This is a genomic window from Geotalea daltonii FRC-32, assembly GCF_000022265.1.
GTDB classification, from domain to species: domain Bacteria; phylum Desulfobacterota; class Desulfuromonadia; order Geobacterales; family Geobacteraceae; genus Geotalea; species Geotalea daltonii.
In genome coordinates, this window is the sequence record NC_011979.1 from 4,073,638 (window position 1) to 4,086,308 (window position 12,671).

A 12,671-nucleotide genomic window follows, 5' to 3' on the forward strand; every position below is an offset into this window, starting at 1 on the left:
TTGTCGGATATGCCAGTCAGTGTTTAAAGATCAGATTATTAATAGAATCTTCAAAGCCCTTGAAATCCTCTGCATTGCCTGTGAACAATATTGTCGTGCTTTCTTTTGGAATTGAAATGTGAAGCAGCATCAAACTGGACGATTTCATTATTGTTGAAAGCATTAAAATTTCTCGGCCTTGTTTTTCAACAATTTTTTCCTCTTTTATAGTTTCGTTTTCCTCGATGAATTTTTTATATTTTGTAAAAAATTCTGACTTTGGCACAACCCTTTTATTAAAAAAAATGTTTGTGCCATTGGTTGGCAATTTAAGTACTAACAAACTGTTATCTTTATCATTCTTACTATTGTTAAAGGCCACTTTCATTACGATATTGTTATAAGAAATGATCTTATTATAATGATTAAAAGCCACTGAAGCTATTAAAACAATTACAATAGTTGCTGCAATAATTTGAATTTTTTTGCCCATGAAGCGCCCCCTATTTACGGTACTTGCCTGTTACTGGCCCAGTTATGCTTGTGTTTGTAGGTGAGTTTCTTATTATATCCATTGTCTCTGGATGCATTATTAGTTCTATTTCTTTCGCTGCCCAATCATGAATGATAGCTTCTTCAATCTTGCCTTTATCAAAAGCTTCCTCTCTTTTCCGTAATTGATATTGCAAAATGTCTCTTGTATCTTGGGATTGCATATATGACCTCATAAACTTCAACAATCCTGTGGGATCAAGATCTAAACAATCTAACAAACCTAATGAATCCACCTTATTTATCGGATTATTTTGGACATACGAATATAGGTTTATCCCTCCGGCTATACCTATTGGATCTTTTTGGATGTAGCGCCCAACGCTCGGATTGTAATCCCTGAAATAGTTGTAATGGTTCCCTGTCTCTGTATCAAAGTACTGGCCCGGAAACCTAAGGTTCAGCATTCCCGCTCCAGTTATTGCCGCATTGTCGCCAAATGGTCTGGCCTCAATCGCCCATACCTTGGCACCGCTTGCATCCGTCATCATCTGCGGTGTGCCCAAATGATCGGTGTGAATGTAGCTTGTGCCTGTTGCATCTATCTTCGCAACAGGCCCAGGGCATCGTAATTGTCGTAGGTGGTGGTGCCAATGAGAGGCTCAGTTTTTGTCAGCATGTTGCCATTGGCGTCGTAGGTGAAGGTGGTGACATCCTGCGTCGGTGGCACCCGAAATGTTGGCTAATGCAATAAAGCAGGAACGTCCCCTTAGATTTTCGGAACGTCCCCTTAGATTTTCGTTACCAAAATGATGGGATAGGTGCGTCCAGAATCAGACAGCATCGCTAAATATTCGATTTAAAAGAGCAATATTTTCAGTTGACAGAGAGACTATAGAATGTCCCCGCAGGTTTCTCCCGAAGTCTTGTTAAATCACGGCTTCACGGCGTTTTTGCCGGTGCGGTTTGTGAAAAATGTAAACGCTACCCCTATGGGTTACCTCTAAATTTCCTTGTAATCCCTACTGAGGCCAAATACTTCTCATAAATATCTATTGCTTTTGAATCGCCATCAAACAAATCTTCATAAAATCCAGGCTCGCTGAATTCAGGTGGATCTATATAATATTCATCAGCTTCATATTCTTTTCGAATCCATGATTGTGGAATTGATGAATCGATAATCTCAAAAAGATACTTAGGGTATAAAATTGGATCACCAACTTGATCAACTATTCTGAAACAATCATGATCAATTCCAATAACATCATAAGTTTCGTTTGGCTTAATGTTCTTATTGTCAAATTGATCTAATATATGGTTATGTACTTCTTGTTTTGCTTTGACTTTCATAAAAATATATTCTCCTATGAAAAATAAAGACGCAAGGCATAATAATAGCATACCATTTGTTTAAAATGGATCTGGTGATCCGGCTGGTTTTTTACCCACTTTGTTCCCATTATTCTCATACCAGTGCCATTCTTTACCAAATTCATCCCATCCTTTTTTCTTCAACCAATCTTTAGCTTTACCTCCAAATTTCTCAACAAGCTCATCGACCTTTCTGATATTTCTTCCTTTAGCTATTATCTCAGATGAGCTCAGTATGCTTTTGGTAAATTTTTCAGTCATACCAATAGGCAGAAGGTTTTCTAAGACTTGTTGAAGTGTTTCTCTGTCCTTGTCATCGCAAGGCTTATACTCTCTTGCCCGCTTTAACAGATCGCTATACGGAGAAAGACCCTCCGGATCAACCCAGTTAATCGGATTATTTTGGACATACGAATATAGGTTTATCCCTCCGGCTATACCTATTGGATCTTTTTGGATGTAGCGCCCAACGCTCGGATTGTAATCCCTGAAATAGTTGTAATGGTTCCCTGTCTCTGTATCAAAGTACTGGCCCGGAAACCTAAGGTTCAGCATTCCCGCTCCAGTTATTGCCGCATTGTCGCCAAATGGTCTGGCCTCAATCGCCCATACCTTGGCACCGCTTGCATCCGTCATCATCTGCGGTGTGCCCAAATGATCGGTGTGAATGTAGCTTGTGCCTGTTGCATCTATCTTCGCAACAGGCTCCCCGTTCAGATAGACATATTCCGTCAATCCATCACTGGCGTTTTCAATAAGCAGGCTGCCTGCCCGATCATAAACGAAATGGGTTGTCGTTCCAACCGTTGTTTTCTTTACTCTTTCGCCACTGGCATTATAGGCGTAATCCCCGGTCTGGATCGCAGCGGCTCTTATCAGTCGTTGGTTCTGATTATAAGTGTAGGTGGTGGCGTTGTCGGTAACGGTGTTGCCGTTGGCGTCGTAAGCGAAACTGGAGGTGGTAGCTCCTGTGATGCCGGTAAGCTTGTTGCTCCCCGGCTGGTAAACATAGCTGCTTGTGCCCACACTATCCACCTGCGTCAGCCGATTCCCCACGGGGTCATAGGTCCATAGCATGTTCCCCCATGTGCCTGTGGCGCTGCTCAGCCTGTTCAGAGCATCGTAACTGTAGCTCTTGTTTTTCGTATTGTCGAGGGTGTTGGTTATGCTGGTGATGTTGCTGTTTGCGTCAAAGCCATACGATAAGCTCTGGATAGTTCCTGTGGTAGTGCTGGCAATCCTGTACTGATTGTCGTAGTTAATGGTTCTTGGTAAGGCGTTACCATAGGTCAGGCTTGCCAGTCCTCCAAAAGGTTTATAGGCGATGTTGCCGGCAAGGGTTGTAGTAACGCCGCCAATGGTGCTGGTCATACTTGTTACCCGGTCATTGGTGTAGTTGTAGGTTATCACCCTGCCGCTCGGGTAGGTAATGGTTCTGGTGTTGCCGTTCATGTCGTAGGTGTACTGGGTGATGTAAGGGATGCCGTCTATGGTCTGGTTCTCTTTGGCAATCTGAACTTTTTTGGTGTACTCATAGCTGGTTGTTCCGCTTTGATCGGCAACGGCACAGAGCCTTCCCTTACCGTTGACGCAGTTATCGTAGGTATAGGTGATGTCGGTATCTGTCGGATAGTCTGTTTTTGTAAGCCTGTTGGCGGCATCGTAGGTATAGGCTATGGTAATTCCCTTTGCATCGGTCTTGGTCTTGAGATTGCCGGCAGGGTCATAGGTATAGGTGGTGGCGCCGGTATCGGGGGAGATGGTCTGGTAGACCCTGCCCTTGTCGTCGTATTTGTAGACGGTGCTGTTGGTGTTGCCGTCGGTTACGGTGGTCAGGTTGTTGTTTGAGTTGTAATTGAAGCCGGTGGTGATATTGCCCGGTTGAATGGTGGCGGTGAGCCGGCTTAAGGAGTCGTACTGGCTGGTGGTGATGTTTTGTTTCGGGTCTTTGAAACTGGTCTGGTTGCCGAGGTTGTCGTAGGTGTACTGGCTGAAGGTGTTATCGGGGTAGATGGTTTTTGTCAGGCGACTGAGGGCATCGTACTGGTAGCTGATGGTTTTTTGCAGGATGCCGGTTGGGTCTTTGATCTCTTCCTTGAGCTGATTTCCTTCGCTGTCGTAGGTGTAGTTGATGCTGTTCCCCTGGGTGTCGGCAATTTTACTCAGGTTGCCCATACTGTCATAGAAGTAATCGATGCGGTTGCCCTGGGGGAAGATGATATGGTCGATCTTGCTGATCGTTCCGCCGCAACTGGCACAGCCGACGGTGGTGTAGCCGTATTCGGTGACTGCGGTATCGCCGGGGGCTTTTATGGTGAGGACCCTGCCCACATTGTCGTAGGTGTAGGTTGTGGTATTGCCGTTGGGGTCGGTTATGGTGCCGGGATTGCCGAGGCCGTCGTAGTTGGCATAGGTGGTTGTGCCGATCAGCGGCTCGGTCATGGTGAGCCGATTGCTGGTGACGGGATCGTAGGTGAAGGTGGTGACGTCTTCAACATCAGTGCGGGGGCCGTCGATTCTCGTGACGTGACCGTGGATGTCGTATTCATAGGAGGTAGTATAGGTGTAAGAGGTTCCATCCCCTGAAAGACCGGTCTCGGTACTGCTGCTGACATTGCCGGTCCCGTCATAGGCATAGGTAAGCACCGAGTCTTGCAATGGGTTCACCGCACTTTTCATGGTTTTGGTGACCAGCCTTCCGAAGGTTGGATGGTAGGTGTAACTGGCGGTCTTTGCCACGGCACTGCCAGAGCCCCTGGTCTCGGTGAGGATATTCCCTTTGTCATCGTAGGTGAAATCATTGGCGGTTTTGAGAACCAGATTGGGAGTGGCTGGTGTACCGGTGTTCTCCCAATATTCTTCCCTGAGAATCCAGGTTTTGTCATTTCGGGTATACCTGGTTTCGTTGCCGAAGGTATCGGTTACTTTGCTGGGCTGGCCTTGATCGTCGAACTCGACGGTGCGGGTCTGGGTGTTGAGAACTGCGCCGGCCGGGTCTTTGATTGTGGTGGTTATCTGGGTCTTTTTGCCGGGGGTGATGTAGTTGAAATCAATGGTACCGTTGCCATGGGACTGCTTGGTCACTCTCCCCGCGGCGCTGCCGGTATTGACAAAGGCTCCTCCTCCTTCATCAACGCTGGTCATAAGGTGCTTGTTGTTTGGATCGGTATAGGAATAGGCAGCGCGTAGCAAAGGGGTAGTTACGGCTGTCAGGTTTCCGAATGCATCGTGATCGTAGGTAACGGTTCGTCCCAAATTGTCGGCAATACCCTTAAGCCTGCCGGTGGTCGGATCGTAGGTGAAGGTGACGCGTGTGCCGGTGAGCGAACCGGTGGCGTCTTTTTCCTCGATGCTGTGCAGGCGGAAAGGGCCTTATCAATAGGTACCAGATGTTAAGACCATAGAAATGTCAATAAAAACCACAGGCTATTATTATACATATGCAGTATTATGCTGCATTTAATGGAATTAGATATTTCAAAAAATACAGTATATATAATCCCTTGAATCAATATATCTAACATGTTAGCCGATTGATATATATGCATTCCGGCAAATAATAAAACGGATACCAATATTCCAGGGACAAGACCGTATTTAGTTTTAATTATGCCATAATAATAGCACCTGAATAATATTTCTTCTAGTAAAGGAATGATAAAACAAGCAATCAGTAAGTAAGCAAACTTTGATACTGTGTTCATTTCATATAATTTTAGAAATACTTCGGAAACATTATTATTTTTCAACCAGAAATAATAAGGAATAAAGAGGATAGTAATTATGATATTCCCAACTACTAGATATTTCAAATGAGTTCGCTTGCTTATTGCGGCAGTCAATGTGGTTGGTGCTTTTAAATGTAGATATAAAATTGCTGCAATGTACATTAGAACAATCATCAAATTGTGGATAATTGAGGTATCAGAAATATTCGTTACAAATATGACATAAAATAAAAATACTATGAACATTATAAAGCTTGATACAAAAATATCAGAAACCGTAATAATATTATATGCTTGAAGTGTTACTTTGTTCATATTATTGGTTATCCACCTTAATTGTTATGGGAGGAGCTACTGGCTCACCTGTCAATGGGTTTACTGTCATTGTGCAAAAAAACTTTACTTTGTCTTTTAACTGCTCAAGAGTTTTTTTAGCTTGCTTGGCTGCTTCGTCTTTGACAGGCATGCCAGGACTTTTATTTCCGAGATCATATAGTTTCGGGTCCTTGGGAGGGTCCTTGGGAGGGTCCTTGGGAGGGACGTTGTTAGCTAATCAACTAACTGCCTCCCCTTCAATTTTATATCCCCAGCTCCGGGTAACTCTTCAATAACTCCGCTCCCCGTCTGGCCGCTATAGACGCGCCTGCCGAGCCGATCCCTACGACCTTCCCGGCCTCTGTGCCCGTATAGCCATACTCACGTACTGCCAAGTAGCAGAAGATAGCTTTTGCCCGTGCTACGGCGCGCTCTTTGCCGGGACACTGCATTCGGTCTGCAACCACTCCGGTCACGGCACAGACTCTGTCTAGCAATTCAACCAAGGCAAGACGTGGTTTATTCTTCTCCACCACGCTGGCCCCCTGGGTCAACTTTTCCACAAACCCGCCACTGCCAAGGATTCGCTCATCAAAGGCGGCTATTTCTTTGATCTCCATGCAATCGGGCTGGCTGCGCTTAAGTCCGCCCCCGACCAGATCCTGGCGATGTCCTGTGGTAATTCCATCGGCGACGAACTGCCAATAGCCACGAACTGCGCGTGCCCTGGTATTTCCAAAACGTGTCAGTACCTCGTCCGTCTCCTGACCTTCCATGGCCCGCTTACCGAGTAATACTGCATGGCCACTCCACGGGTAGCTTCCCAGTTCATTCATATCGGAAACCATGCCCGCTCGTAGCGGGTTCAAATGGATATAGCGCACAAGTTCGAGAAAGTAAGGATCCTCCTCGCAGAGTATGGACTTGTAGCGGTTCTGGAACAGATGGCCGCAGCGCTGATATTTGCGATTAAAGTAAACGGCATAACCGGTCAGCAGACGGCGCATGGTTTCAGCAAGAGAAACTCTGGTCGGCATGAGAAGCAGATGTAAATGGTTTGACATGAGCGCCCAAGCATAACACTTGGTGGCGCTTTTCGTGAGCAGGGCAGAAAGGCTTGCCACAAAACGTTCCTTGTCAGCATCTTCAGCGAAAATGTCACGGCGTTCGATCCCGCGAACAATGACGTGATGGAGGACGTCGGGTATGTCAAGACGTGGTTGGCGTGGCATGAGCGCAAGCTAACATAAGTATTGCTCAGTGACAATAGTTAATTAGCAAGCAACGTCCCCCTAGCCGCCCCGTCCCCCTAGCCGCCCGGGTGATGCGCTTCTTTTTGATGAAGAAGAGCGAAAGCCGCCGGTTGATTTCCTTTTGCAGTTTGACGCGCTGTTGGAGTTAAACGAGGAAGAGAAAAAAGTGGTGAGGGCGGTGCTTGACGGCCTGGTTCTGCGGCATCAGGCTAAAAAGTTCATGGACAGGCAACATGCAGAAACGCCGTGAAACCCTGTAGTCTAAGGCTTCACGGCGTTTTGTTTGGTCAGGTTGTCTCATGTCTGGGGCTGACCCTGCCTATTTACCCCTAAATTCCAACACAACAGAATCGTTACTGGAATTTTTCAAGCGAATTCCTCTGTTATTTGCGACAGCTAGCCAGAATATAGCCATGAATGATGAGAGAGGCATTAAGACGGCAAACCGGGACAACGTATAAAATGTACCCAACTTGTTACCTTGCTTTTTCCTTTCGCCTTCTTGCATGTGCATTAACAATTGCAATGATGAAAGGATGACCCTAGCTCGCCAACCGCATATTGAGACGTCAAAGTCCTTGTTTTCATTCAACAACCTTTTTGCCTTCGCACCAAAGCCACGTTCACTATACTCTAGCACTTCCGCCTGATTTCCCATTTTAATTCCCCATCGTTACACAGCTAATCCATGCTGCCGTACACGCAGCAAGACAGACTCCCTTACCCACAACACCTCCCGGACAGCGGGTGGTGCAAAAAGCCGTACACACTCTGAACATTGCACTACATCCGGTTCCAGGTGGCTTCGGTGGCTTTATCGGTGGTCTTGGCGGTGGTGGTATTGTTGGAATTGTGGGTGGTGGTTTTGGCAGTGGTCCTACAGCAGCTTCTCCAGTGGGATCGGTCCAATTCACAGGGTTGTTGTCGACGTAAGCATAGAGATTTATCCCCCCAGCGAACCCTATCGGATCTTTTTGAATATACCGCCCGATTGCCGGATTATAATCCCTAAAATAATTGTAGTTGTTCCCCGTCTCGCCGTCTGCATACTGGCCCGGAAATCTGAAATTGAGACTGGCCAAGCCAGTGATAGTTGCATTATCCCCAAATGGCCTTGCCTCTACCTCCCACGCTTTAGCCCCGGTTCCGTCAGTCATGAAGGTAGGAGTGCCTAAATGATCGGTATGGATGTAGCTTATGCCGGTTGCGTCGATCTTGGCCAGCGGCTGGTTGCTCAGGTAGATGTAGTCAGCTTGGGTGCCGTCTGTAGCTGATTCAGCTATGAGTTGTCCTTGCTGATCAAAGATGAAGTAGGTTGTAATGCCGTTGACTACCTTCTTGGCGCGTTGCCCATTGGCGTTGTAACTGTAGCTGCCTGTTTGCTCTGCAGTTGCCTGGATCAACCGCTGATTCTGGCTATAGGTGTATGTCTTGCTGTTTTCGTTCGTTGTGTTGCCGTTGGCGTCATAGCTGAAACTGGCGGGACTCGGGCCGGAAACGCTGGTCAGCTTGTTTGTACCCGGCTGATAACTATAACTGCTGGTACCGCTGCTGTCGGTCTGAGAGGTTCTGTTGCCAACCCCGTCATAGAGCCAACTTATCGTTCCCCATGGCCCGCTGCCGCTACCCAGCCGGTCGAGATTGTCGTAAGTGTAGGTCTTGTTCTTGGTATTGTCGAGATTATTGGTGATGGCGGTGATATTGCCATTAGCATCATAGCCGTAAGTGAGGTTTTGGACAGTTCCGGTAACGATGCTCGCTGGCCGATATTGGTTGTCGTAGGCTATGGTTCTTGCTAAACCGTTGCCGTAGGTGAGTGTTGTCAGGCCGCCGAAGGGTTTGTAAGTGATACTGCCGGCAAGGGTCGTGGTTATCCCGCCTAGTGTGCCGGTTACGCTGGTTACCCGGTCATTGGTGTAGTTGTAGGTTATAACCCTGCTGCTTGGATAGGTGATGGTTTTGGTATTGCCGTTCATGTCGTAGGTGTACTGGGTTGTGTAGGCAATACTATCAATTGTTCTTGTTTCCTTGGCTACCTGTCCTTTCTTCGTGTACTCATAGCTGGTTGTGCCGCTCTGGTCAGTGACAGCGCAGAGCCACCCCTTGCCGTTTGGACAGGTATCGTAATTGTAAATGTTTGCCGAGTCTGTGGGAAAGGTTGTCGTGATGAGGCGGTTGGCGGCATCGTAGGTATAGGTTATGGTAATGCCTTTTGCGTCGGTCTTTGTCTTTAAATTGCCAGCAGGGTCATAGGTGTACGTGGTAGTGCCGGTATCGGGTGAGATGGCTTGATAGACCCTGCCCTTGTCGTCGTACTTGTAGACAGTGCTATTGTTATTGCCGTCAGTGACGGTGGCCAGATTGTTGTTTGTGTTGTAGCTGAAGCCTGTGGTGATAGTACCAGGTTGGATCGTAGCGGTAACCCGCCTCAAGGCGTCGTACTGGCTGGTGATGGTACTGCCTTTCGGGTCCTTGCTGCTGGTCACATTGCCGAGGCTGTCGTACCCGTACTCTGTGTAGGTTGCGTCAGGATTTTTGACCTGCTTGAGCCTGTTGAGGGCATCGTACTGGTAGCTGAGGGTCTTTTGCAAAACGCCTGTTGGGTCTTTGATCTCTTCTTTAAGCTTGTTCCCTTCACTGTCGTAGCTGTAGTTGAGGCTATTCCCAAGTCCGTCGCTAATTTTGCTGAGTTTGCCATTGGTGTCATAGAGGAAATCTAATCTATTCCCTTCCGGGAAAATCATGTGATCGATACGGTTTGCTACTCCACCGCATGAGCTGCAGCTGCCGGTGGTATAGCCGATCTGAGTAGCGGCGGTGTCTCCGGGTGCTTTGACGGTGAGTACGCGACCGACGGCATCATAGGTATAAAGGGTAGCATTGCCGTTGGAATCGGTGATAGTTCCTGGGTTGCCAAGGCCATCATAGTTGTCATAGGTGGTGCCGACAACGGGCTCGGTTTTGGTAAGCATATTGCCGCTGGCATCGTAGGTGAAGGTGGTCACATCCTGAACATCTGTGCGAGGGCCGTCTATTTTTTTCAGCCGACTTTGGCTGTCATATTCGTAACTGGTGATGTAGCTGTACGGTGTACCATCGCCTAAAAGGCCTGTTTCGGTGGTACTAAGGAGATTGCCTTTGGTGTCATAGTCGTTTGTGGTTACTCGATCCTGTGCAGGATTTACCACGCTTTTTACTTTTTCTGTCAGGACGTTACCGAATATTGGATGGTAGGTGTAGGTGGTGGTTTTTTCTATGGCGGTCCCTTGGGCATCGGTACGGGTAAGCAGGTTGCCAACTGCATCGTAGGTGTAATCAGCGGCGTATTTGAGCACAAGGTTAGGACTTGCCACCGTACCGGTGTTTTCCCACTTTTCTTCACGGGTGACCCACGTCTGACTGTTTCTGGTGTATCTCGTTTCATTGCCGAAAGTATCGGTTACCTTGGCCACCTGCCCGCTCTGGTCAAAGGTGACAACGCGGTTCTGGGTGTTGAGAAGGGTCCCTGTCCCGTCTTTGATTGTAGTAGTAACTGTCGTTTTTTGCCGCGGAATTATGTAGCTGATGTCGATTGTGCCGGTACCGTGGGTTTGTTTGATAACCTTCCCCTGGGAATCATAGCTATTGACGTACATCCCTTCACCTTCGTCAATTGTGGTGAGAAGGTGCTTGTCGTTGGTATCGGTATAGCCATAGAGAGAATTAAACTGCGGAGATGATACGGACTTCAAATTGCCGATACTGTCATGGTCGTAGGTGATAGTTCTCGAAAGGCTGTCGGTTATCTGGGTCAGCCGGCCTGTTTGTGCATCATAGGAAAAATGAACCCACCTGCCGGTGGGCGTGCCGGTGGTGTCATGTTCTTCAACAGTACTTAACCTATAGTCGTACGCCACAACAAGCGGGTCCGTCTGTAGAACATTCCAGGGTAACAGCCCCCAGAGTGGGGCTTTTGTGGCTGCTTCATAACTGAGAACAAGGGAGTTGCCTTTGATGTCTGTCATCGTGGTCAGACGACCATTAATATCGTATGTTTCCGCTGAGCCGTCTTTCTCAGTATAGGTATGGGTACCGTCGGGATTGGTGGTGAGGATTCCCGTTTCACCTACTGGCGTAGTAAAACCTGTACCAGAAGGCATGAAATGTCTTTTCCAACCGGTTTCCTTCCGGATTATGACTGAGCCGTCGGCATAGGTATAAAGTCTCTTGTCGTAGTTATGCGCCCAACCATAACCCAAGGGGCTGTCATAGCCGGATACACTGGTGTATCGTCTTTTTATGTAGATGGGGAAGTTACCAAGAGTGAGATCGACCCTGCTTAACGACTCCGTCCCTGAAACAAGGCTGATGGGTTTGCCAACATAGCCGGGATTCCCTTTTTCTATAATGGTTGCATCGGTCGCCTCGACCTTGTAATCCACAGCTGCACGAGAAACGCTTGGTAAAAAGCCCCCCCCTACACAGACTACGAGCAGCAGTCTCACCATGCCTATAAACCTTTTATTTTTAGCTACTCCACCCAGCATGCTCCCTCCTCTTTCAAAAGCAACTACCCATCGTAGAATAGGTTTTAGTGGCCTGCAAAACCTGCTGACCGATCATCTGGTCCTGGTCCTGGTCCTGGTCCTGGTCCTGGTCCTGGCCCTGGCCCTGGTCCTGGCCCTGGCGGCGGTGGCGGCGGTGGTGGCCCACAAAGAGAGCAGGAATCTCCGTTGTTGCAACAAGCATTGCCGCAACAGGGATCATTACTGCCACAGCAAGGGTCAGTACTGTTACAGCATTTGTCGGTCGGATCGGAACATAACCCTGTGTAAAGGATGCCACAGAAGTCATTTCCGCCTTCAATCACAACCTGACCACAAGTCGTACATACTTCAGGGGGATAATAAAGCATCTCAAATCGCGTACAACCACCAGCTTTATCGCAGAATGCCTCGGCAACAGAGATGGCTTCAGCTTTCGTATCACATTTTGATGGTCCACACAAACTGACATCCCAACATTGCGCGAAAGATAAATCAGGCACTAAGACCATGATCATGATTAAGTAACTGACTGTATGAATAAGAACTTTCACCTATTTGTTATCCTTTTGGCTGAATTTGAAATTCTCGCTTATCCATAAACCTACTTTTTCAGGTTGCTCAAGACTTTCATTCATTTCAAGGCAGTATTTGAAATTGTAAGCTATCGCTGTAGAAAATGGTAAGACAGAACAAGCGAACAGTCCCCTTCTTACTTAAACTTTGCTTTAGTTACTACACCCACGACGTCCCCTCCTCCTCAAAAACACTTTCCCTTCGAGAGATCTAACTCCAGTAACAATTTAACGGCCTGCAAAATCAGGTAGATCTGATGGTGGCGTCGGTCCAGGTCCTGTTGATCCCGGTCCGGTCGGCCCAGGTCCTGTCGGTGGTGAAGGTGGCGGTGGCGGGCCACAAGAGAGCAGGAATCTCCATTGTTACAACAAGCATTGCCACAGGGTCTTTATGTCTTCGGAATGGCATTAAATCTCCCTCGACAGATCGTG

Annotated in this window: 12 protein-coding genes; all 12 read right to left on the bottom strand. The window is 47.5% G+C overall.

Features of this window, described 5'->3' with window-relative positions:
- Positions 1-16: 16 nt before the first annotated feature.
- Positions 17-472 carry a hypothetical protein gene (locus GEOB_RS18300; protein WP_012648737.1) on the bottom strand — a complete coding sequence of 152 codons (456 nt, stop codon included), beginning with the start codon at positions 470-472 and terminating at the stop codon, positions 17-19.
- Between the two features lie 10 nt (positions 473-482).
- Positions 483-1,022 (bottom strand): RHS repeat-associated core domain-containing protein, encoded by a 540-nt coding sequence (locus tag GEOB_RS20535; RefSeq protein WP_083767178.1) that lies wholly within the window; start codon positions 1,020-1,022, stop codon positions 483-485.
- 50 nt (positions 1,023-1,072) lie between these two features.
- Positions 1,073-1,201, bottom strand: coding sequence for a hypothetical protein (locus GEOB_RS20575; RefSeq protein WP_083767179.1), 129 nt, complete (start codon positions 1,199-1,201; stop codon positions 1,073-1,075).
- Positions 1,202-1,461: 260 nt separating this feature from the next.
- On the bottom strand, positions 1,462-1,824 hold the full coding sequence (locus GEOB_RS18310) for a hypothetical protein (protein ID WP_041267200.1): 363 nt from the start codon (positions 1,822-1,824) through the stop codon (positions 1,462-1,464).
- A gap of 60 nt (positions 1,825-1,884) precedes the next feature.
- Positions 1,885-5,100, bottom strand: a complete 3,216-nt coding sequence (locus GEOB_RS19545) for an RHS repeat-associated core domain-containing protein (protein ID WP_012648738.1) — start codon at positions 5,098-5,100, stop codon at positions 1,885-1,887.
- Positions 5,101-5,237: 137 nt separating this feature from the next.
- On the bottom strand, positions 5,238-5,888 hold the full coding sequence (locus GEOB_RS20740) for a CPBP family intramembrane glutamic endopeptidase (protein ID WP_012648739.1): 651 nt from the start codon (positions 5,886-5,888) through the stop codon (positions 5,238-5,240).
- Position 5,889: 1 nt separating this feature from the next.
- The gene (locus GEOB_RS20210; protein ID WP_154650521.1) at positions 5,890-6,039 is read right to left on the bottom strand and encodes a hypothetical protein; all 150 of its coding nucleotides are present in this window, start codon (positions 6,037-6,039) and stop codon (positions 5,890-5,892) included.
- A 112-nt stretch (positions 6,040-6,151) separates the two neighbouring features.
- Positions 6,152-7,120: a transposase gene (locus tag GEOB_RS18325; RefSeq protein ID WP_012648740.1), complete on the bottom strand. Its 969-nt coding sequence runs from the start codon at positions 7,118-7,120 to the stop codon at positions 6,152-6,154.
- Between the two features lie 340 nt (positions 7,121-7,460).
- The gene (locus tag GEOB_RS18335) at positions 7,461-7,799 is read right to left on the bottom strand and encodes a hypothetical protein (RefSeq protein ID WP_012648741.1); all 339 of its coding nucleotides are present in this window, start codon (positions 7,797-7,799) and stop codon (positions 7,461-7,463) included.
- A 1-nt stretch (position 7,800) separates the two neighbouring features.
- Positions 7,801-11,667, bottom strand: a complete 3,867-nt coding sequence (locus GEOB_RS18340; RefSeq protein ID WP_012648742.1) for an RHS repeat-associated core domain-containing protein — start codon at positions 11,665-11,667, stop codon at positions 7,801-7,803.
- Positions 11,668-11,680: 13 nt separating this feature from the next.
- Positions 11,681-11,974 carry a hypothetical protein gene (locus GEOB_RS20215; RefSeq protein ID WP_041267201.1) on the bottom strand — a complete coding sequence of 98 codons (294 nt, stop codon included), beginning with the start codon at positions 11,972-11,974 and terminating at the stop codon, positions 11,681-11,683.
- A 509-nt stretch (positions 11,975-12,483) separates the two neighbouring features.
- On the bottom strand, positions 12,484-12,648 hold the full coding sequence (locus GEOB_RS20220) for a hypothetical protein (protein WP_012648744.1): 165 nt from the start codon (positions 12,646-12,648) through the stop codon (positions 12,484-12,486).
- Between the last annotated feature and the right edge of the window lie 23 nt (positions 12,649-12,671).